This is a genomic window from Entomohabitans teleogrylli (assembly GCF_001484765.1).
Classification (GTDB): Bacteria; Pseudomonadota; Gammaproteobacteria; order Enterobacterales; family Enterobacteriaceae; genus Entomohabitans; species Entomohabitans teleogrylli.
Genome location: NZ_KQ947376.1, coordinates 320,439 through 342,429 on the forward strand (window position 1 = coordinate 320,439; position 21,991 = coordinate 342,429).

Annotated in this window: 20 protein-coding genes; 15 read left to right on the forward strand and 5 right to left on the reverse strand. The window is 59.0% G+C overall.

Translation table 11 applies throughout. From position 1 onward, the window contains the following. Positions 1 to 618: 618 nt before the first annotated feature. The 6 genes from pheP (at position 619) to AQ981_RS01535 (ending at position 4,798) form a co-directional block, all read left to right on the forward strand. Positions 619 to 1,992: a phenylalanine transporter gene (pheP, locus tag AQ981_RS01515; RefSeq protein ID WP_121500598.1), complete on the forward strand. Its 1,374-nt coding sequence runs from the start codon at positions 619 to 621 to the stop codon at positions 1,990 to 1,992. Between the two features lie 32 nt (positions 1,993 to 2,024). Continuing rightward, positions 2,025 to 2,333, forward strand: coding sequence for a N(4)-acetylcytidine aminohydrolase (gene yqfB / locus AQ981_RS01520; RefSeq protein ID WP_058909982.1), 309 nt, complete (start codon positions 2,025 to 2,027; stop codon positions 2,331 to 2,333). A 297-nt stretch (positions 2,334 to 2,630) separates the two neighbouring features. After that, positions 2,631 to 2,879, forward strand: a complete 249-nt coding sequence (locus tag AQ981_RS01525) for a GlsB/YeaQ/YmgE family stress response membrane protein (protein ID WP_058909983.1) — start codon at positions 2,631 to 2,633, stop codon at positions 2,877 to 2,879. A gap of 671 nt (positions 2,880 to 3,550) precedes the next feature. Next, positions 3,551 to 3,685: a hypothetical protein gene (locus AQ981_RS28380; RefSeq protein WP_275935288.1), complete on the forward strand. Its 135-nt coding sequence runs from the start codon at positions 3,551 to 3,553 to the stop codon at positions 3,683 to 3,685. A 485-nt stretch (positions 3,686 to 4,170) separates the two neighbouring features. Beyond that, positions 4,171 to 4,506, forward strand: coding sequence for a GlpM family protein (locus AQ981_RS01530; protein WP_058909984.1), 336 nt, complete (start codon positions 4,171 to 4,173; stop codon positions 4,504 to 4,506). A gap of 103 nt (positions 4,507 to 4,609) precedes the next feature. After that, entirely contained in the window at positions 4,610 to 4,798 is a 189-nt protein-coding gene (locus AQ981_RS01535; protein ID WP_058909985.1) for a YdiH family protein, read from the forward strand. Between the two features lie 160 nt (positions 4,799 to 4,958). Here the strand turns inward: AQ981_RS01535 and AQ981_RS27540 are convergent, their stop codons facing one another. After that, the gene (locus AQ981_RS27540) at positions 4,959 to 5,156 is read right to left on the reverse strand and encodes a hypothetical protein (RefSeq protein WP_154675889.1); all 198 of its coding nucleotides are present in this window, start codon (positions 5,154 to 5,156) and stop codon (positions 4,959 to 4,961) included. Between the two features lie 186 nt (positions 5,157 to 5,342). Between AQ981_RS27540 and AQ981_RS01540 the strand changes: the two genes are divergently transcribed. Continuing rightward, positions 5,343 to 5,609 (forward strand): DksA/TraR family C4-type zinc finger protein, encoded by a 267-nt coding sequence (locus AQ981_RS01540; protein WP_058909986.1) that lies wholly within the window; start codon positions 5,343 to 5,345, stop codon positions 5,607 to 5,609. A 5-nt stretch (positions 5,610 to 5,614) separates the two neighbouring features. Here AQ981_RS01540 and tam read toward each other — a convergent pair whose 3' ends face one another. From tam to ftrA, 3 genes are all read right to left on the reverse strand, one after another. Next, positions 5,615 to 6,376, reverse strand: a complete 762-nt coding sequence (tam, locus tag AQ981_RS01545) for a trans-aconitate 2-methyltransferase (protein WP_058909987.1) — start codon at positions 6,374 to 6,376, stop codon at positions 5,615 to 5,617. Between the two features lie 4 nt (positions 6,377 to 6,380). Continuing rightward, positions 6,381 to 7,880 (reverse strand): diguanylate cyclase DgcJ, encoded by a 1,500-nt coding sequence (dgcJ, locus tag AQ981_RS01550; RefSeq protein ID WP_058909988.1) that lies wholly within the window; start codon positions 7,878 to 7,880, stop codon positions 6,381 to 6,383. Positions 7,881 to 8,241: 361 nt separating this feature from the next. Further along, positions 8,242 to 9,204 (reverse strand): transcriptional regulator FtrA, encoded by a 963-nt coding sequence (ftrA, locus tag AQ981_RS01555; RefSeq protein WP_058909989.1) that lies wholly within the window; start codon positions 9,202 to 9,204, stop codon positions 8,242 to 8,244. Positions 9,205 to 9,308: 104 nt separating this feature from the next. Between ftrA and AQ981_RS01560 the strand changes: the two genes are divergently transcribed. Next, a complete protein-coding gene (locus tag AQ981_RS01560) occupies positions 9,309 to 9,728 on the forward strand; it encodes a rhodanese-like domain-containing protein (RefSeq protein WP_058909990.1) in 420 nt (139 codons plus the stop codon). Here the strand turns inward: AQ981_RS01560 and AQ981_RS01565 are convergent. Then, the gene (locus AQ981_RS01565) at positions 9,716 to 10,633 is read right to left on the reverse strand and encodes a bestrophin family protein (RefSeq protein ID WP_058909991.1); all 918 of its coding nucleotides are present in this window, start codon (positions 10,631 to 10,633) and stop codon (positions 9,716 to 9,718) included. The genes AQ981_RS01560 and AQ981_RS01565 overlap by 13 nt on opposite strands. A 398-nt stretch (positions 10,634 to 11,031) precedes the next feature. On the opposite strand from AQ981_RS01565, the gene atzF reads away from it, so the two are divergent. The 7 genes from atzF to urtD are packed head-to-tail and all read left to right on the forward strand — an operon-like array spanning position 11,032 to position 21,991. Then, on the forward strand, positions 11,032 to 12,837 hold the full coding sequence (gene atzF / locus AQ981_RS01570; protein ID WP_121500600.1) for an allophanate hydrolase: 1,806 nt from the start codon (positions 11,032 to 11,034) through the stop codon (positions 12,835 to 12,837). A gap of 9 nt (positions 12,838 to 12,846) precedes the next feature. After that, positions 12,847 to 16,473: an urea carboxylase gene (uca, locus tag AQ981_RS01575; protein ID WP_058909993.1), complete on the forward strand. Its 3,627-nt coding sequence runs from the start codon at positions 12,847 to 12,849 to the stop codon at positions 16,471 to 16,473. Between the two features lie 13 nt (positions 16,474 to 16,486). Then, on the forward strand, positions 16,487 to 17,203 hold the full coding sequence (locus AQ981_RS01580; protein ID WP_058909994.1) for a GntR family transcriptional regulator: 717 nt from the start codon (positions 16,487 to 16,489) through the stop codon (positions 17,201 to 17,203). A gap of 21 nt (positions 17,204 to 17,224) precedes the next feature. Further along, positions 17,225 to 18,496, forward strand: a complete 1,272-nt coding sequence (gene urtA, locus AQ981_RS01585; RefSeq protein WP_058909995.1) for an urea ABC transporter substrate-binding protein — start codon at positions 17,225 to 17,227, stop codon at positions 18,494 to 18,496. A gap of 44 nt (positions 18,497 to 18,540) precedes the next feature. Continuing rightward, positions 18,541 to 20,124 carry an urea ABC transporter permease subunit UrtB gene (urtB, locus tag AQ981_RS01590; RefSeq protein ID WP_058909996.1) on the forward strand — a complete coding sequence of 528 codons (1,584 nt, stop codon included), beginning with the start codon at positions 18,541 to 18,543 and terminating at the stop codon, positions 20,122 to 20,124. After that, positions 20,121 to 21,194: an urea ABC transporter permease subunit UrtC gene (urtC, locus tag AQ981_RS01595; protein ID WP_058909997.1), complete on the forward strand. Its 1,074-nt coding sequence runs from the start codon at positions 20,121 to 20,123 to the stop codon at positions 21,192 to 21,194. The genes urtB and urtC overlap by 4 nt, the downstream gene beginning before the upstream one ends. Further along, entirely contained in the window at positions 21,194 to 21,991 is a 798-nt protein-coding gene (gene urtD / locus AQ981_RS01600; protein ID WP_058909998.1) for an urea ABC transporter ATP-binding protein UrtD, read from the forward strand. Before urtC ends, urtD begins: the two co-directional genes overlap by 1 nt.

The window sequence follows — 21,991 nt, forward strand, 5'->3', positions numbered from 1 at the left end:
ACCCTGAGAATAATATAAGTTGACATCGTGAGTTTGCGTTGAAAATTCCGAATATTGAATTTTCAGATTGACAAAATTAACCGATCGGAATTCTCGATCGATAAATTAAGTTCATTTGATGAATCCTTTCAATTGGTTATAATATTTAAGGCCCTGTTTTTCGCCAACACCAGCGACAGCGGCTATTACTCTGGCACTGTTCGCGATATACACCGGGTGGCTCCTGTATATCACGGGCCAGTGTCATACAGAGTAATTACCCAAAAAGGCCACGTGAGTTTGCGTGGCCTTTTTCCGTTCTGGATGGCATCTATTTTTGCTGTCAATTGCCTGGCGAAGCCGGCAATTATTTACCGGATTTTCGCGAGAAGAGCCACCAGCTAAACAGGGTCACGACAACGCAACCAATCAGACTCACTATCATTTCATGTGTGACCAGGATCATAAGGCGCCTCCGTGATAGTAATAAATCCAGAATAGACCCTATTTTGCGCAGTATCCGCCGCCGGGCGTCGATGCGGTGCGCAATCACCCCTGACCGCCGCGCAAATCGGTTGCATGGCCTTTTCATAAAGTGTTAAAAGGTGCCCCTTTAAAATAAAGACACAGAGAAAAGCAGTGAATAACTCAGTACCAGAGTCACCGGACAACCATCCTGCGCCAGGCCTGCAGCGGGGTCTGAAAAATCGCCATATCCAGCTTATTGCCCTTGGCGGCGCGATAGGCACCGGACTGTTTCTCGGCATTGGGCCGGCGATACAGATGGCAGGTCCCGCCGTGATTCTGGGTTACGGGGTTGCCGGTTTTATCGCTTTTCTGATCATGCGCCAGTTGGGTGAAATGGTGGTCGAGGAGCCGGTTTCCGGTTCATTCGCCCACTTTGCCTGGAAATACTGGGGACCGTTTGCCGGTTTCCTGTCGGGCTGGAACTACTGGGTCATGTTTGTGCTGGTAGGGATGGCGGAACTGACCGCCGCCGGGATTTATATGCAGTACTGGTTCCCTACGGTGCCCACCTGGATCTGGGCGGCGCTGTTCTTCGTGGCGATCAACCTGATGAATCTGGTTAACGTGCGGATGTATGGCGAAACCGAATTCTGGTTTGCGCTGATAAAAGTGGTGGCCATTCTGGGAATGATCGGTTTTGGTCTCTGGCTGCTATTTTCCGGACAGGGGGGCGAGCAGGCGGGCTTCGCCAATCTGTGGCGCCACGGCGGTTTTTTTGCCGCCGGCTGGCATGGGCTGGTCCTGTCGCTGGCGGTGATCATGTTTTCATTTGGCGGACTGGAGCTGATTGGCATTACCGCGGCGGAAGCGAGCGATCCGCAAACGACCATACCCAAAGCGGTGAATCAGGTGGTGTACCGGATCCTGCTGTTTTATATCGGCTCGCTGGTGGTCCTGCTGGCGCTGTACCCGTGGGTGAATATCACAGCCGGCAGCAGTCCCTTTGTGCTGATTTTTCACGATCTGGACAGCAATATTGTCGCCTCGGCGCTGAATGTGGTGATTCTGGTGGCATCGCTGTCGGTGTATAACAGCGGTGTCTATTCCAACAGCCGTATGCTGTTTGGCCTGTCGATCCAGAAGAATGCGCCGGCGTTTCTGGCCCGGGTCAGCCAGCGTGGAGTACCGGTAAATTCACTGCTGCTGTCGGGGGGGATTACCTCGCTGGTGATCGTGATTAACTATCTGTTACCCCATGAGGCGTTTGGTCTGCTGATGGCGCTGGTGGTGGCGACGCTACTGCTGAACTGGATTATGATCTGCCTCGCGCATCTGAAATTCCGCGCTGCAATGCGTCGCAAAGGGCGTGAATCGCGCTTTAAGGCACTGTTTTATCCTGCCGGAAACTATCTGTGCATTCTGTTTCTGGTGATGATCCTCGGCCTGATGTGTACGATGGATTCGTCGCGGCTGTCGGCGCTGCTGCTGCCGGTGTGGGTGGTGGTGCTGTATGTGGCATTTAACATCATGAAACGCGCCCGTTAACCGGGCGTTTAAACAAACAGGAAAGGCGACTTATGGCGAACGATATGACTTTTTACCGCCGTTTTGCTGCGGATATCCTGGCCGGGAAAAAGACCATCACCATCCGCGATCGATCAGAATCCCATTTCCGGCCCGGCGAGCGTCTGCGGGTGGGTTACGATGATGACGACAGCTATTTTTGCACCATCGAAATCAACAGCGTCACGCCCATCACTCAGGATGCGCTGACGGTGGAACATGCTCGCCAGGAGAACATGACGCTGGACGAGCTGAAAGCCGTGATCCGCGACATTTATCCCGATACTGACGCGCTGTACGTGGTGGCTTTTCGCTGCCTGTAATCCCATTACCCCTTTGTTATCAGAGGATACGCTGAGGCGAATTCCCATTGTGGATCAGCGAATTCCCGCTTCAGATCCCGGCGGCCGGGATCCGGCCCGCACAACAGGCGGCGGGGTCGGGTGTCAAACGCCAGTCCGCCGCTGAGTGTGCTGGATATGGTGGTGCGGATAAGAAATCATGCTGAATTGCACGACAATTCCGATACCTTTCCACGGTTGTGCTACGCTAATGGAGAAAGAGAAACGCTGTGTTTTCAACGGCGCACTGACGAAGCTGTAACAACAGGAGAAGCTAGCATGGGCATTCTTTCATGGATTATTTTTGGTTTAATTGCCGGGATTCTGGCCAAATGGATTATGCCGGGGAAAGACGGCGGTGGGTTTATTGTTACAGTCATTCTGGGGGTGCTGGGGGCCGTGGTCGGCGGCTGGATCAGTACTTTTTTTGGTTTCGGCAAAGTGGACGGGTTCAACTTCGGCAGCTTTGTCGTGGCGGTGATCGGCGCGCTGGTGGTGCTGTTTATTTACCGTAAAATTCGCAGCTAACCGCTTATCCCCGGCGGCGCGCCTGCGTCCCGGGTCATGCCGGATAAAACGCCTCTGCGCCGTTGGCCAGGGGCGTTTTGTTGTCGCGCCTTTTCAGGCGCGACCGTATCATCAGCATCAGTACTATCAACCTGAGCCGTGGCCCGGAAACCGCGCCTGGCGGCAGTATAATGGGGGAATGGTTACTCAACCCGGATGTGGATCGGCAGGTCGGTGAAATTTCTGGCACTGTGCCCGGGTCGGACAAAAAATGACGACATACTCAACCCCTGGTTGACAGTCTCTTACCAGCGGCTGGCAGGTGATTGATTTAAAGGCTGGTGCGCACCTAAAAGAAATCGAACATGCGGATACTAGCAATCTTTAATCACCGGCAGAAGCCCGGGCAACGGTTTCTGTTAGCTGTTTCATGAATTGTCTGGCGGTAATGATTTTGTTGCAGTGATTATTAGAGCTATTTCGCCTTCGGGGCTGCGGAAGTGGTCGCGACAAGGGGATGCGTCAGCGCAGAGCCGGGCCCGGGGTATCACCGGTTACTGGAAACCCGTTCACTGCGCCGCCGATGCTCGTAGCATGAATGTAACAAAATGTTAATTTGTGACATATCTATAACATTTCGCACGTATTATCGCTATCCTGGAAGAGAAGAACTTCACTTGTGGAGCGTGTCTATGTCCCGAAATGGCTGGCGTTCGTTAACTATCTGTATGCTGGTCTGTCTGTGTTTCTGGGGAGCAGTGATGATGGCTTTTCTGCCCCATCTGATGGAAGTAACACGCGAGGGACGCACATTACTGCACTGGTAATCAAATAATGCACTGTGGACCCGGTTCCCGCATTGCATTGCGCGCGTCTGGCGGCCGTTAACCGCTGGTTAATACCCCGTCAGGCGCCGTAGTTGACCAGGTGAAACACCAGCGCGACCAGCATCACGCTGGCGGCGGTGGTCACCAGTCGCGAAAGCAGGCGATTAATACGGTGTAACCTGGCGCGTTTATCCATTTGTCCCTCCTTAGCCTTATCATTCCCTGTCAGCAGATCCCGCAAAATCTGTCGTTAAAAATAGATCATGCGCCAACCCGCGCTGTCGCGGTACGGTTATTAGCGCTACAGAATCCCCAGTGTACGCGGGTTGCCGGCCAGAAAATGCGTTTATTGCCGCATGTTGATAAATAACACATTTTTCTGATGAGCTTTTCGCGTTTTGCCCGTAGGATAGCCGTTTGCCGCGGCCGGGGCGCGCGAAGCAAATCGCCAGGCTGGTAATCATAAAATGCACACAGGGTAAACTATGGGCTTGTTGTTTAAAGCAATACTCGGCGCCGCGGTAGTGGTGTTGATCGGGTTTTTATCTAAAACGCGTAACTATTACATCGCCGGTCTGGTGCCGCTGTTTCCAACTTTTGCGCTGATCGCCCATTATATTGTGGTCTCTGAGCGCGGTACCGAAGCGTTACGCACCACCGTGGTATTCGGGATGTGGGCGATCATTCCCTATTTTGTTTACCTGTTGTCGCTGTGGTATTTCAGCGCCTTTATGAAAGTGCCTGTCGCCCTGGGATCGGCGGTGCTTTGCTGGGTGGTGTCGGCGATGGTTCTGGTATGGCTGTGGGGTAAATTTCATTGATGGCCGGGCTCCGGGCCGCGATAAATTCTGATTTGGCGGTTTTTTGTGCGGCCCGATCGTGGTATACTTTTTGACCTTCCATCCACCTGATCAGAGGAATATCATGAACACCGAGTTAGACCCCACCACCCTGGCAATCGAATACCTGCGTAGCCAGAATGAAACCCTTACCCCAGCCCAGTATCTTACCCGCGTCAGACAACTTCGCCTGGAATTCGCCGATCTGCTGGAGTTAACCTCCGTTGAACTGCTCGAAGAGATTGCCTTTGCCCACCGACTGGGCCTGCATTAATTCCCGATCCCCTGTCGAACAGGAAGCCATCCTCTGCGCCGCCTGCGCGGGGGAATAAATGCCCCGATAAAATTAGCGATAAAGCGTTGGCCGCAAACGGTAGCGTCACTGTCAGTGAGTACGGCATTCTCCACCTTCAGAGCATGCCCGGCGTGCGCTGTTATCCGGTTTGCCAGGGCCAGCGCGATTTCACGGCATCCTCAATCATATCGAGCCACGCCATCAGCGGCGCGTTGACGCCATTGATATCGAAAATCAGAACCAGCCAACAAATTAGCAGGGCAGCTAAAACCAGTATTGCCATCCTGTCGAACAAAATTTCACTTCTCCCTGGTAGTGGAGAAGTCACTGTAGTCATGTCAGATACAACCACAGATAAACGTCGCGATATTACAGGCGGTTATAGCGGGGTATCGGATATTTCCACGCCGGCGTCTGGTTGATAAAACGCCATGCGGCCCAATATTAAGGGTTATCGGGATTATACTGATAGAGATTGAAATAACGCCGCTGCGCGCCGCCCGCGTAGCGAAAGGAGGGCTTTATGGCAGTCGGTTGGGCAGGCGATGGCGCCGAGCAGGACCAGATCAACAGTACTGTGGAAGACGGTATCGCCCGGGCGCGCAGCGCGCTGCCGAAAGGGGAAAGTCTGCGTTACTGTGCGCAATGCGGTGAAGAGATCCCCGCCGCGCGCCGCAGCGCGATCCCTGGGGTGCGGCTGTGTGTGCGCTGTCAGCAGGCGCAGGATGTGCGCCACGATGTGTTTTCCGGCTATAACCGCCGCGGCTCCAAAGACAGCCAGTTGCGCTGAGCGCCTCAGGCGGCGCGGCGCGCCACCAGAAACAGCCGCGGAAAGTGCATCAGCCGCTGGCCGTCCGCCCTGGGCGGGCAGACGTCCTCAAGGCGCGCGCGATAGTGCGCCAGAAACGCTGCCTGTTGCGCAGCATCCAGCCCGCTAAGCCACGGCCGCAATCCGGTGGCGCGTAGCCAGTCCACCATCGCCTCAACCGAAGGCATAACATGCCAGTAGCCGGTGCGCCACATATCCACCTCGCAGCCTGATGAACACAGCAGATCATAATAGGTTTGGGCAGCCAGTAGCGCTTCGCGTCCGGCCTGTGCCGGATACCCCAGCGCCTGCGCGGTATCACGCATCAACCGGTGGGTGGGTTCCTGCCAGTTATCCGGCATCTGGACTGCCAGGACGCCGCCCGGCGCCAGTAGCCCGGCGAGTCGGGGAAACAGCCGGGTATGCTCTCCCAGCCACTGCAGCGAGGCATTGGCGAACAGGATGTCAGGCGGCTGCGGCGGCTGCCAGGCGGCGATATCCGCCCGGGTGAAGGTGCAGTCCGGTAGCGCGGCACGGGCCTGTTCGAGCATTGCCGGCGAGTTATCGACGCCGGTTATCTCCCCCTGCGGCCAGCGCGCCCGCAGCAGCGCGGTACTGTTGCCCGGGCCGCAGCCGAGATCGGCGATAATAGCGGCTTGCGGGTGATAAATACGCGTTAAAAGCTCAGAGGCCGGGCGGGTGCGTTCGCTGTCAAAGCGTAAATAGAGCGCCGGGTTCCAGTCCTGCATAGCGTTATACCTCGTCACGGGATGTCTTTTTCTGCGATTTATTCTGGTAAAGGCGCATATCGGCCTCCTGGTAGGCGTGTTCCAGGGTGTCATTGGGCTGCATAGCGTAAGCGCCCCAGGAAAAATTCACCAGTTTGCGCTCGTCGGTGAGCGTGACTTTAATCCTGATACGCTTAACGATTTCCGCGCTTTTATGGATGTCGTAACCGATCAGCACAATACCGAACTCATCGCCGCCAAGCCTTACCGGGTAATCGCTCTTACGCACTGAGGCCTGAATTGCCCGGGCGAGCAGCGTAATCGCGCTGTCGCCGGCTTTATGGCCCAGGGTATCGTTAATCACTTTCAGCCCGTCGCAGTCGATAGCGACAAACGTCACTGGCACATTTCTCGCCACATACTGATTCAGGCGCGATTCCAGCCGCGCCGAGAGGACCTTGCGGTTATACAGCCCGGTCATGGCGTCGGTAATATTTTCCCGGGTGATGGTGTAGTGGTGGCGAAAGTGGTTCTGCACCAGGTACAGCAGCGCCAGGGTAGCGAAAATGTAGGGCAGAAACAGTTGGTAGCTGGTGAGGATGAAATACATCACGTCCAGCGACAAAACCACATCGGTATCCGGGGAGAGCGCCTGGCGGTGCGCGACATAGCCAAACAGCGATGAGGCAGAGCGGTTGACTTCAATCCGTCCCATTCCGGCGGCGTCAACCACATCAACATTGAGATATTTCCACAGCAGCGGTCGGTCCTGAGTATAGAAGACATTGATCAGCGCCGCCTTGCTGAGATCCACCGCGATCACGCCTTTCAGTTTCCCCAGCCAGTACACCGGGCTGAGTAGCGTCATGATTGGCCGCCCGGTCAGATCGTCGCGATAAATATTGGTGGTCACCGTATCGCCGTGGTCCATGGCCGCAATGGCGCCCGGCGACAGCCGGATATTCGGGCTATTAAAGATAAGCCAGTTACGGAAGATAAACTGGCGGCTGTCGACCGGCGTGTAGAAATAAATATAGTGATGCTCCATATCGACATAGTAATGGAGTTTACCATCGGAAATCGCCCCGGAGCTGTTGAGACCGTAAGGTTTACGGTCTTCGACGATTTCATTGTCCAGCGCCCTGAGCCCCGGAATATCCGCCAGCCAGGGACTGAAGTCCGGCGTCTGACTCTGCAATGTGCCGTGCAGTAGCGATGAACCGCGTCCGCTGAGATTAATCCCCCACAACTGGTCCTGATGCTCTACCGTCTGGCTGAGCAATGGGTCATTCGGCAGGGGATTATTTTCCCGCTGTGAAGAGAAAGCGTGCATCAGAGTAACGGAGAGGTTCTGGTTTATATATTTTTCATAAATCAGCGACGTAGTGCCTTTTTCGACGATATAGGACATGTATTTTTTCATCGAACGGTGTTCCTGTAATAAAAAGTGAATCAGGAACGACGAAGTAAGGACCACCACACCGCAGGAGATCAGTATTCTTGTCAGCCGGTATTGCGTTGACATATCCACTCCACGGATGTCCGGACGCTGTAAGTGAATATTGTAATCTACATTGCGCGGTTACGGTCAATGTTGCAGATGTAATCCATTATTTGCGCCGGGTCACGGGAAGATGTCGGAAAAATACCGCGCCGACGATTTGTTTAATCGCGGTTGAGATTGCACAGGCTAGAGTGAAATGACAAGCAAAAGGTAAAACAGGTTTTCAGCGCCCGATTTGCCGACAATAAACGAAACACTATCCATGCAAGCATTGACCGTCAGCCTGGCTGGCGGTTTTTTTCTGCCTGTTTTCCGGCAAATCTCTCTTCTGTAACGCGCCCGGCGCGGATTTTGCGGCGTACCGCTTCAGCCACGCCGGCCATCAGCTTGCCGGCGTAAAATTTTTGCGATAACTGGCCGGGGAAACTGAAAAGCGCGCCCGGAAGTGGTGACGCAATACGCTGGCGTTGCGGAAACCGCACTGTTCCGCTACCTGTTCAACGCTCAGCCGGGTGCTTTCCAGCAACTCCCTGGCCCGGTACAGTCTTTCATTCAACAGCCAGCGCGCCGGCGTTGCGCCAGTGGCGCTGGTAAAGCGCCGCAGCAGGGTACGCTGGCTCATGCCGATTCTGGCGGCCAGCGACGCCACACTGTGCTCCTGACCGAGATGCTGGCGCAGATAGTCAAATAACTGATTCAGGCGCTGCGTTTCCCGATCGTGGCTGACCGGACGTTCAATAAACTGCGCCTGGCCGCCGTCGCGATGCGGGGCGAGAACCAGTCGGCGGGCGACGCGGTTGGCGGCTTCGAGACCAAAATCTTTGCGCACTACGTGCAGACAGAGATCGAGCCCGGCGGCGCTGCCGGCGGAAGTCAGCACGTTGCCTTCATCAATGTATAACACCCGGGGATGGACGGTAATTTGTGGATAGCGGGTGGCGAGGTCGTCGGCATAGCGCCAGTGGGTGGTGGCGTTTTTACCATCCAGCAAACCGGCGGCGGCCAGCACGTAGACCCCGGAACAGATAGACAACAGGCGGGCACCGCGCCGATGGGCCGCGCACAGCGCATCGCACAGCGCCTGCGGCACCGGTACCTGCGGGCCGCGCCAGCCGGGGATCACGATAGTATCCGCGGTTTCCAGACACTCCAGACCGTATTCCGCCACCATGCGAAAACCGCCGGTCGCCGTCAGTTCTCCCGGTTCGAGGGCGGCGACGCTGAAGCGGTACCAGCCATCTTCCATTTCCGGCCGCGGCAAGCCGAAGACCTCGACGGCGACGCCAAATTCAAAAGTACACAATCCGTGGTAAGCGAGCGCTACTACGTGGTGTGATGTCCCCATATTTGTCGTTTTTCCTGCGTAATGTGGCGTAAAACCCGGCGGCGCGCTGAGACGCGCGACGTTAATGTACTGTTAACAGTTACCATAAGCGAGGAGAAATACGAATGAGTCACGTAACGGATTTTCCGGCCGCCAGTTCCCCACAGGCCGTCAGCCACTTTTTACAGCGCCTGCAGATGGAGACCGATTGCGCAGATGTTCACCACGCCCAGGCCCGCGGCGAGGTGGATTTCACGCTGTTGCACGTGGTCGGCAGCGAAGCCGGCTGGCGGGCGCGCCATATCCCGGGCTCCATCTGGTTACCGGTCGCCGCCATCACGGAGCAGAATCTGGCGCAGTGGTCGCAGGACACGCTGTTTGTGGTCTATTGCGCCGGTCCGCACTGTAATGGCGCCGACCGCGCCGCGCTGGCGTTGGCCCGGCTCGGGCGTCCGGTGAAAATCATGCTGGGCGGGATTTGCGGCTGGGAAGATGAAGGTTATGCCTTTGCCAGCCAGTCGCAACCTGCCGCTCAGGTGAGCTGAAAGTGGCGGTCAGGACGTAATGGCTCGGGCTTATTGGCGTCGTCATCAGTGTCGCGCATATCGATCTCCAGGGTATTGCACAGGGCATCCAGCGGCAGATCGTTATTTTCGGTACCGAACGGTTCTTCCAGTTCTTCCGCCAGTGAATCCAGGGAGATAAAGGTGTACGAGATGAACACGGAGACAAACGGCGTCATAGAGTGCAAGTCGTTGACCAGCGCGAAGGGCAGCAAAATACAGAAACAGTAAACGGTACGGTGCTGAATCAGCGAATAGGCAAACGGAATGGGGGTACCGGCAATACGTTCGCAGCCGGCCAGCACCATGGAAAGGGCGTTGAGGTGCTGATTCAGGCCGCTGTACATCACATCGGAAAAGGTCGCCGCCGCTCGCTGGCGCGCCAGCCAGTCGCTCATCAGCACGAGGATCTGCTGGCAGGGCGACTGGCAGCGGTTCACCTGGCGGATTTCGTCTTCCGTCAGCCATTTGCGCAATGTCGGCGTCAGCGGCTGACGGCGCAGTGTCAGGCGCAGAGCGTGGGCAAAGGCTATCTGCAAATTAAGCAGATGGGTGACAGCCTGCGGATCGTCGGGCAACAGGGTTTTTACCTGGCGGGCGAGAGAGCGACTGGCGACCAGCAGTTCTCCCCACAGCTGGCGCGCCTCGTTAAAGCGCGCATAGCAGGCGCTGTTGCGAAACCCGAGGAAGATGGCGATCGCCACCCCGAGGATACTGAACGGCGCAATGGTCAGCTTAATGCCCAGCCGTTCGTACCACGGCAGGAAAAAGATCACGCTGACCGAGAGCAGCACATTGAGTAACAGGCGGGTGAAAATTTTCGACAGTACTGAGCCATGCCAGACGAACAAACGCGTAAACCAGTGCTGATGAGGACGAACGATCATATCTTTTACGAATAGTTAACTTTAGCATCACGCATTAAACGCCTGTCGCCGGGCGTCGTCAACCATTGACGATACTTAAAGGTCGCCGGCAGCGGGCAGGGCGCGGTTCCGGGGCGATCAATTCAGCTATCTCTGGCGCTTATTGTCGGGCGCGTAAATAATCATTTTGCGATCTCTTTGTCATAACCGACGCTTATTTCTTAGCTGGCTTTGCACTTTATTTATTCATCCTGCACCATCGCCGGGCATTATTTATTTCCGGCGCCTTGTTTTTGCGGAAAATTATCCTCTTTTGATTGTTGGTTTATTTTTAACTGATTGAAAATTATTAATAAAATAAATATGGCACTTACTTTGCATTAACTGTCTCATCTTGTATACCAGTTGGGATGCCAGACATGTCATTATACGGGAAATCCTTAAATGCATTAACCCTGCAGGAGTGGCGCGATATATTTCGCGAGCAACCACAGCGTCTGCGTGATATTTATCGTCAACTGCTGGCGTCATTCGAAGAGTCCGATCCGGCCTGGATATCGCTCGCCACTATGCAGCAGATTGACGCGCAGATCGACGCTCTGGAATGTGCCGGTGGTGCGCCGGCGGACTATCCGCTATTCGGCGTGCCCTTCGCCGTTAAAGACAATATTGATGTCGCCGGCTTTGTGACCACCGCCGCCTGTCCGGCCTTTGCCCGTCCGGCGCAGCAGGATGCCACGGTGGTGGCGAAACTACGGGCCGCCGGCGCCATCGTGGTCGGGAAAACCAATCTCGACCAGTTTGCCACTGGCCTGTCAGGCACCCGTTCGCCCTGGGGGGCGGTGCCCAATACCTTTAACGATCGCTACGTCAGCGGCGGCTCCAGCTCCGGCTCGGCGTCGCTGGTGGCCCGGGGGCTGATACCGTTTGCCCTCGGTACCGATACCGCCGGCTCCGGGCGCGTTCCGGCCGGATTTAACAATATCGTCGGTCTCAAACCCACCAAAGGCTGGCTGTCGGCGTGCGGCGTGGTGCCGGCCTGCCGGCTTAATGACACCGTGTCGGTTTTTGCTCTGACGGTTGCCGATGCTGAAACCGTCGTGCGCATTGCCGCCGGTTACGATGCCCGGGATGACTACTCGCGCCGCCATCCGGCTACCGCGCCGGCCCGCTTTGCGCAAACCCCAACCCTGGGCGTGCCGGATGTACTGGAGTTTTACGGCGACCCGCTCAGCGAGGCGGCTTTCCGCGCTGCGCTGGCGCAGATGCAGGCGCTGGGGGTTGAGCTGGTGACGATTGATTTCTCGCCGTTCCGCGAGCTGGCGCAGCAACTCTATCAGGGTGCATGGGTGGCGGAACGTACCGTCGCCGTCGGGGAGCTGTTGCGCGACAACCCGCAGGAAATGGACCCGGTGGTGTGCGCCATCATCAGCGGCGGGCAGCAGTACAGCGCCAGCGAGGCATGGCAGGCGGAATACACCCGGGCGGCGCTGGCGCGGCGTATCCATGAAACCCTGGCGCAGGTGGATGCGCTGCTGGTGCCGACATCGCCGACGATTCATACCCGCGAAGAGATTGCCCGTGAACCGGTGCGTTACAACGCGCATTTTGGCTATTACACCAACTTTACCAATCTGGCGGATCTCTGCGCGCTGGCGCTGCCGGGACCGTGGCGTGAGGACGGACTGCCGGCGGGCATCACCCTGGTGGCCCGGGCGTGGCACGACGCCGCCCTGAGCCACTTTGGCCAGCGCTGGCAGCAGGCTGTGGGATTGTCGCTGGGAGCCACGTCGCGGCAGATGGTGGAACCCGTATACGTGACATTGTCACCAGAATATGTCCGGCTGGCGGTGGTGGGGGCGCATCTGCGCGGCATGCCGCTGAACTATCAATTGACTGAGCGCGATGCGGTATTCGCGGAGCAAACCACCACTGACGCCGGTTACCGGTTGTATGCGCTGGCGAACAGCACACCGGCGAAACCGGGGCTGGCACGCAGCGACAGCGGGGCGCCGATCGCAGTTGAACTGTGGGATATCCCGCTGGCGCGTTTCGGTGAACTGGTGGCGGAAATTCCCGCGCCGCTGGGGATCGGTACGCTGACACTGGCGGACGGACGCCGGGTGAAAGGATTTATCTGTGAAGCGTGGGCGCTGGATGACGCCACGGACATCACCGAATGGGGCGGCTGGAAAGCCTGGCTGGCCCGACATCAGCAGGCCTGAGGAGGCGCTATGTTTCGCAAAGTATTAATTGCCAACCGCGGGGAAATTGCCTGCCGCGCTATCCGCACCCTGAAAAAACGCGGTATCGCCAGCGTGGCGGTATTCTCTGATCCGGATCGCAATGCGCAGCACGTCCTTGATGCCGATGAGGCGATTGCGCTGGGGGGCGATAAGCCGGCAGACAGCTATCTGGACATCGACAAAATTATTGCCGCCGCCAGGCGCAGCGGGGCGCAAGCGATATTCCCCGGCTACGGTTTTCTTTCCGAGCGGGCGGAATTCGCCGAAGCCTGTGAAGCCGCGGGAATTGTCTTTATCGGACCGACCGCGCAACAAATCCGCGAATTTGGTCTTAAACACCGGGCCCGCGAGCTGGCCAGCGCCGCCGGCGTGCCGATGACCCCGGGCAGCGGTTTACTACAGACGGTGCAGCAGGCCTGTGAAGCGGCGCGGGAAATCGGTTATCCGGTGATGCTGAAGACCACTGCCGGCGGCGGCGGGATCGGCCTGACCCGCTGCGCCGACGAAACACAACTGCTGGAAACCTGGCACAGCGTCAGGCGCCTCGGCCAGCAGTTTTTCAGCGACGATGGGGTATTTCTGGAGCGCTGTATTGACAGCGCCCGCCACCTGGAAGTGCAAATTTTCGGCGATGGCTGCGGTACGGTGGTGGCGCTTGGCGAACGCGACTGTTCCCTGCAGCGGCGCAACCAGAAAGTGGTGGAGGAGACGCCGGCGCCGGGGCTGCCGTCCGCGACCCGCGCGGCGCTGCATGCCGCCGCCGTGGCGCTGGGCAGCGCGGTGGATTACCGCAGCGCCGGAACGGTGGAGTTCATCTACGATCCGGCCATCGATCGCTTCTGGTTCCTTGAAGTCAACACCCGCCTGCAGGTGGAACATCCGGTCACCGAGATGGTTACCGGGCTGGACCTGATCGACTGCATGCTGCAGGTCGCAGCCGGTGAAACCCCGGACTGGGCGGCTCTGCGCCGTCCGCCGCAGGGCGCCGCCATTGAAGTTCGCCTGTATGCCGAGGATCCGCTGCGCAACTTTCAACCCAGCCCCGGGGTACTGACCGATGTTTTTTTCCCTGCCGGTATCCGGGTCGACGGCTGGGTCTCCACCGGCAGCGAAGTGACGGCGTGGTACGATCCGCTAATCGCCAAAATCATTGTTCACGGCGCCGACCGCCAGGCGGCGCTGGCCGGGTTGCAACAGGCGCTGGCGGCGACCCGACTGCACGGCATCGCCACCAATCTCGACTACCTGCGCCAGATTGTGGCGCTGGAAGCGTTCGCCGTTGCCCGAATGTGGACCCGTCTGCTGGATGAGGTGGTCTATCAGGCTCACGCCATTGAGGTACTGGAGCCGGGCACCTGGAGCAGTGTGCAGGATTACCCTGGCCGTACCGGCTACTGGGATATCGGCGTGCCGCCTTCCGGACCGATGGACGATTATGCGTTCCAGCTGGCGAACCGCATTGTCGGTAACCATCCGCAGGCCGCCGGACTGGAATTTACCCTGCAGGGGCCGGTATTGCGCTTTCACTGCCCGGCGGTGATCGCCCTGACCGGCGCGACCTGTCCGGCGTGGCTTGATGACGAACCCGTTGCGCTGTGGCAGCCGTTAAGCGTGCGGGCCGGACAGGTACTGAAACTGGGGCGCGCCACCCGCGGTTGCCGCACCTACCTGGCAGTACGCAACGGTATCGATGTGCCCTGTTATCTGGGCAGCCGCTCGACATTTGCCCTCGGCCAGTTCGGCGGACACGCCGGACGTACCCTGCGGGTGGCGGATCTACTGCCGCTGTCCCGTCCGGCGCTGCCGGCCTGCACCACGCCAGCGCCGGTCGCCGAGCCGGGCCGCCCTGATGCGGCGCTGATCCCGCAGTATGGCGAGGTGTGGGACATTGGCGTGCTGTATGGCCCCCACGGGGCGCCGGATTTCTTCACGCCGTCGTCGATGGCGACCTTTTTCGACACTGAGTGGCAGGTGCATTACAACTCGAACCGACTCGGGGTACGGCTCAGCGGACCTAAACCGGACTGGGCGCGCGCCGACGGCGGCGAAGCCGGGTTGCATCCTTCCAATGTTCACGACTGCGAGTACGCCATTGGCGCCGTGAACTTTACCGGCGACTTCCCGGTGATCCTCACCCGCGACGGCCCAAGCCTCGGGGGATTTGTCTGCCCGGTCACCATTGCCCGCGCTGAACTGTGGAAAGTCGGCCAGGTGAAACCCGGCGATCGTATTCGCTTCCGCCTGATTGATGAACAGCAGGCCGCGGCCCTGTTACAGGCCCGGCAAACGGCGATCGACAGCTTGTGCGCGGTCAGCGCGGTGACGCGCAGCCAACTGGCGCTCCCGGCCGGGGATACGGTGAATCCGGCGATTCTGGCGTGGCTTCCGGCCCGGGATGACATTCCGGCGATGACCATTCGCCAGGCCGGGGACAGCTACCTGCTGATTGAGTATGGCGACAATGTGCTCGACCTGGCGCTACGCATGCGCGTTCATCTGCTGATGCAGGCGATTCGCGACAGCGCCCCGGACGGGGTGGAAGAGTTGTCGCCCGGGGTGCGTTCCCTGCAGGTGCGCTATGACGGACAGCGACTGGCGCAGGCCACTCTGGTCGCTCATCTGGTGGCCCTTGAAGAACGGCTCGGCGATGTCAGCGCCATGAAGATCCCCTCCCGGGTGGTATATCTGCCGATGGCCTTTGAGGACAGCGCCACCCTCGCGGCCGTGGAGCGCTACCGCCAGACGGTACGCGGCGAAGCGCCGTGGCTGCCGAATAACGTCGACTTTATCCAGCGCGCCAATGGTCTGGCGCACCGCGATGAGGTACAGCGCATTGTGTATGACGCCAGCTATCTGGTTCTGGGGCTGGGGGATGTTTACCTTGGCGCTCCCTGCGCGGTGCCGCTGGATCCGCGCCACCGACTGCTGAGCTCGAAATATAATCCGGCGCGCACCTGGACGGCGGAAGGAACGGTAGGGATCGGCGGGATGTACATGTGTATCTACGGCATGGATTCCCCGGGCGGCTATCAGCTGGTCGGCCGTACCGTGCCGGTGTGGAACCCGTTTTTGCGCAACCCACAGTTTGGCGCTCAGCCGTGGCTGCTGAAGTTCTTCGATCAGGTGCGTTTTTACCCGGTCAGCGAGGCTGAGCTGGTCACTCTGCGCGATGCGTTTCGCGAGGGGCGAGCGACGCTGCGCATTGAAGAGGCGGAGTTTGATTTCGCGCAGTATCGCCAGTTTCTGGCCGATAACGCCGCCGATATTGCGGCGTTTCGCGAGCGCCAGCAGGCGGCTTTCAGCCAGGAAGTGGCGCTGTGGCAACACCACAGCGCCGACGAACTGCCGGTTGACGTTGTGTCCGACGAGGCCGCCGCCGGCGAAGAGCAGGACGGTCACCTGGTGAGCGCCGATCTCAACGGCAACGTCTGGAAGATCCTCGTCGAGCCGGGGCAGAGCGTGAAGCAGGGAGAGGCATTAATTGTCGTCGAGGCGATGAAAATGGAGCTGATGGTTTCCGCGCCCTGCGACGGTACGGTAACCCGCATCAGTTGCCAGCAGGGGCGCCCGGTCGGCCCCGGCGACGCGCTGCTGTGGCTGGATATCGCCAGTTAACGGCGGAGGCGCTATGAATCGCAATGAGCAGGGCGCGCCGCGTCCGGAGGGGCAGGCGGAACGGGTCTACCGGCTACTGAAGCAGGCGATTTTTGATTTTCAACTGTTGCCGGGAGACCGCTTCAGCGAAAACGACGTCGCCGGGCAGATGGCCGCCAGTCGCACCCCGGTGCGTCAGGCGCTGTATAGCCTGGAGCAGGAGGGGTACCTCGAGGTACAGCCGCGTAGCGGCTGGCAGGTTAAAGCCATCGACTTTGACGAACTGGAGGCGCTGTACGACCTGCGGATTGTACTGGAGCTGGAAGCGGTGGCGCGTCTGTGCCGCCTGCCGGATGCGGTAATGCCGTTGCCCCTGCAACAGCTGAAACAATTCTGGATTGATACGCCGCCGCTGGCGGACGGCAGCGCGGTCGCGCGATACGACGAACAGTTTCACATGACGCTGGTCGCCGCCGCCGGTAATCCGCAAATGGCGCGGGTACACCGGGAAGTAACGGAAAAGATCCGCATCGTACGGCGCATGGACTTCACCCAGCCGTCGCGGGTGCAGGCGACCTACGCGGAACATAGCGCCATTTTGCAGGCGATTATCGGTCGCCGCTGCGGGGAGGCCAGCCGGATGCTACGCGAGCATATTGCCGCCAGCCAGGCGGAAGTACGCAAAATCACCCTGCATGCGCTGCAACAGGCGCGGCAGGAAAAAAGGGCTTACCAGGGTACACAACAATAACTGTCATTTCAGGAGAGTCTTATGCAGCGTCGATCATTATTAAAAGCTTTTGCGCTTTCCGCGCTGGTGAGCGGGATGGGCATCACGTTCAGCGCCCGGGCGGCGGAGACCATCAAAGTGGGGATTATGCACTCCCTGTCCGGCACCATGGCCATTTCGGAAACGCCGCTCAAAGATGTGGCGCTGATGACCATTGAGCAAATCAATGCCCGCGGCGGGGTGCTGGGCAAAAAGCTTGAGCCGGTGGTGGTGGATCCGGCCTCTAACTGGCCGCTGTTCGCCGAAAAAGCCCGTCAGTTGCTGAGCCAGGATAAAGTGGCGGTCGTTTTCGGCTGCTGGACATCGGTATCACGTAAATCGGTGCTGCCGGTATTTGAGGAGCTTAACGGCCTGCTGTTCTACCCGGTGCAGTACGAAGGGGAAGAGATGTCGCCAAATGTCTTCTATACCGGCGCCGCCCCCAATCAGCAGGCGATCCCGGCAGTGGAATATCTGATGAGTGAAGACGGCGGCGGGGCCCGGCGCTTCTTCCTGCTCGGCACCGACTATGTCTACCCGCGCACCACCAATAAGATCCTGCGCGCTTTCCTGCACAGTAAAGGGGTAGCAGATAAAGATATTGAAGAGGTCTACACCCCGTTTGGCTACAGCGATTATCAGACCATTGTCGCCAACATCAAAAAATTCGCCGCCGGCGGCAAAACCGCGGTGGTATCGACCATTAACGGCGACTCCAATGTGCCGTTTTATAAAGAGCTGGCTAATCAGGGCGTCAAAGCCACCGATGTCCCCGTGGTGGCGTTCTCGGTGGGGGAAGAGGAACTGCGCGGTATCGACACGAAACCGCTGGTGGGCAACCTGGCGGCCTGGAACTACTTTGAATCGGTGGACAATCCGGTAAACCAGAAATTTGTCGCCGACTGGAAGGCCTGGGCGAAGGCCAACAAACTGCCCGGGGCCGATAGCGTGGTGACCAATGATCCGATGGAGGCCACTTATGTGGGTATTAACATGTGGGCCCAGGCGGTGGAAAAGGCCGGGACGACCGATGTCGATAAAGTTCGCGCCGCCATGGCCGGGCAAACTTTTTCAGCGCCGTCGGGCTTTACCCTGACCATGGACGCCACGAATCACCATTTGCATAAGCCGGTGATGATTGGCGAAATCGAAGATAACGGCCAGTTTAACGTGGTCTGGCAGACCGACCAGCCGGTGCGCGCTCAGCCCTGGAGCCCGTTTATTCCCGGTAACGACAAGAAAGCCGATCGGCCAATGAAAACCACCGGCCAGTAAGCGCCAGCCCTCCCGTAAGGGAGGGCCTGCGCGGAGAACTCACCATGAAAACCCGAATTCTGCTACCTCTGGTGTGGCTGGCGGTGTGGCTGTGTCCGCTGGTCGTCCGGGCCGCGACGCCTGATGACGCGCAGGCATTTGTTGCCGCCAGTCGCGCCGGGCAGGCCGAACTGTTACAACAATGGGCCGTTGCCCCGCATCCCGAACGGCTGGCGCTGTTGCAGGCGCTGGCCGGTGAACGGCTGGTGGTGGACAGCACCGGACAACCTTTTGAACAGCAGGGCGATCGGCTGCTGCCGCTGGGGACCATCGCCAGCGCCGCAGGCGCGTTGAAAAAGGTGCGACTCACCAATCGCCTGCGCACCCTGGCGGCGGCGGGGCTAGCCAGCCATCAGCTTTTCAGTGACAACGTCACTATTCGTTTGCAGGCGGCACGCACTCTCGCCAGAGACGCGGAGCCGGCGCAAGAAGCGCTGCTGGCGCAGCGTCTGGCGGCGGAAACCGATGATCCGGTGCGTGCTGCGCTCAGCCAGGGGCTGGCACGTCTGCAACTGAACAGCAGCGATGCCGCTATCCGTCTGAAAGCGGTGGAGCGGGTGGCGCAGGTCACCAGTCCGGAAACACAGGCGCTGTTGCAGCCGTTCGTCAGTCCGGAACGGGAAGCGGACCCACAGGTGCGCGCCGCGGCAGCTGATGCGCTACGGGGGATTCACTGGCGACTGCTGGGCGGTGAACTGCTCGGCCAGGCGTTTATGGGGCTTTCGCTGGGATCGATTCTGCTGCTGGCGGCGCTCGGACTGGCGATAACCTATGGTCTGCTGGGGGTTATCAACATGGCCCACGGCGAAATGCTGATGCTGGGGGCCTACGCGACCTGGCTGGTGCAGAGCGCTTTTCAGCTCTGGGCGCCGCAGTGGCTGGCCTGGTATCCGCTGGCGGCGCTGCCGGCGGCCTTTCTGTTGACCGCCACTGTCGGTATGGCGCTGGAGCGCACGGTGATTCGCCATCTGTACGGCCGGCCGCTGGAAACCCTGCTGGCGACCTGGGGGATCAGTCTGATGCTGATCCAACTGGTGCGTATGCTGTTTGGTCCGCAAAACCTTGAAGTGGCTAATCCGGCGTGGCTGTCCGGCGGGCTGCCGGTACTGTCGAATCTGATCCTGCCGTGGAACCGGATCGTGGTGCTGGGGTTTGTCCTGCTGGTGCTGTTTTTTACCTGGCTGCTGCTTAACAAAACCCGTCCAGGCATGAATCTGCGCGCGGTGACCCAGAACCGGGCCATGGCCGCCTGCTGCGGAGTACCGACCGGGCGGGTGGATATGCTGGCTTTCGGCTTCGGTTCAGGGATCGCCGGGCTGGGCGGCGTGGCGCTGTCGCAACTGGGCAATGTCGGGCCGGAACTGGGCCAGGGATACATTATCGATTCATTCCTGGTGGTGGTGCTGGGTGGCGTCGGGCAACTGGCGGGCAGCGTCGCCGCGGCGTTCGGTCTTGGGATCTTCAATAAAATCCTTGAACCGCTCACCGGCGCGGTGCCGGGCAAAATTCTCATCCTGGTGCTGATTATTCTGTTTATCCAGAAACGGCCGCAGGGGCTGTTTGCCTTAAAAGGGAGGACCGTCGAATGACGCAGCCGGTTACGCTAACGCTGGCGACCCGGGCGCCACGGCTGACGCTGTGGCTGGGGAGCCTTGCGATGATGATTTTGCTGGCGCTACCGTTTCTGGCGCTGCTCCCGGCGGGTCATCCGCTGAGTGTCTCCACCTGGACGCTGACCCTGGTGGGGAAAATTCTCTGCTATGCGATTGTGGCTATCGCCCTCGATCTGGTATGGGGCTATGCCGGGATGTTGTCGCTGGGCCACGGGCTGTTTTTTGCCCTCGGCGGCTATGCCATGGGTATGTACCTGATGCGCCAGGCCGCCGGCGACGGGCTGCCGGCCTTTATGGCGTTTCTCTCCCGGGATTCGCTTCCCTGGTACTGGTGGGGCACCGACTATTTTGTCTGGGCGCTGGCGCTGGTGGTGCTGGTGCCAGGCCTGCTGGCGCTATTGTTTGGCTGGTTTGCCTTCCGCTCAAAGATTCGCGGCGTCTATTTTTCGATCATGACTCAGGCCCTGACCTGGGCGGGGATGCTGCTGTTTTTTCGCAATGAGACCGGCTTTGGCGGTAACAACGGTTTTACCGGCTTTACCACGCTGCTCGGGGCATCGGTTACCGCGACCGGCACCCGGGTCGGGCTATTTCTGGCGACGGTGATCCTGTTGCTGCTCAGCCTGGCGCTCGGTCTGGCGCTGGCCCGTTCGCGGTTTGGCCGGATACTGACCGCGGTACGCGACGCCGAAGGGCGCCTGATGTTCTGTGGTTACGATCCGCGCGGTTTTAAACTGCTGGTCTGGGTACTTTCCGCAGTGCTGTGCGGCCTGGCGGGGGCGCTGTATGTCCCGCAGGTGGGGATCATTAACCCGGGGGAGATGTCGCCCACCAATTCCATTGAAGCCGCTGTCTGGGTGGCGCTGGGCGGACGCGGCACCCTGATTGGTCCGGTGCTGGGCGCCGGGCTGGTCAACGGCGCGAAAAGTCTGTTCACCATGTGGTTGCCGGAATACTGGCAGCTGTTTCTTGGTTTGATTTTTATCCTTGTCACCCTGTGGCTGCCGCGCGGGGTGATGGGACTGTTGCGTAAAGGAGGCGACTAATGCCAGTCCAGGCGGAACTGTTTACCCGGCCGCAGAGCGGCGATCGCTTTCGCAGCCAGACCGATCCGGTGTTACAACTGGAAGAGATTAACGTCAACTTTGACGGTTTCCAGGCGTTGACCCGGCTGTCGATGAATATCGGCGTCGGTGAACTGCGCTGTGTGATTGGGCCTAACGGCGCCGGAAAAACCACCCTGATGGATGTGATTACCGGCAAAACCCGTCCCGACAGCGGCAGCGCCTGGTTCGATCAGTCGCTGGAACTGACGCGCATGGATCCGGTGGCTATCGCCCGCTGCGGCATTGGCCGCAAATTCCAGAAGCCCACGGTATTTGAGGCGCTGACGGTCTTTGAAAACCTTGAGATCGCCATGAAAGGGGACAAATCGCTGTGGGCGACCCTGCGGGCGAAGCTCAACAGCGAACAGCGCGATCGCATTGACGAAATGCTCGGCACCCTGCGCCTTGGCGCCGAACGCAACAGGCGGGCCGGCGCCCTGTCTCACGGCCAGAAACAGTTTCTGGAAATCGGCATGCTGCTGGTGCAGGAGCCGTATCTGCTGTTGCTGGATGAGCCCGCCGCCGGGATGACTGACGCCGAAACCGAATACAGCGCCGAACTGTTTCGCAGTCTGGCCGGCAGGCATTCGCTGATGGTGGTGGAGCACGATATGGGGTTTGTAGAGACCATCGCCGATCGGGTTACGGTACTGCATCAGGGCCAGGTGCTGGCGGAAGGCACGCTGCGCGAAGTTCAGGCCAATGAACAGGTCATTGATGTCTATCTGGGGAGGTAA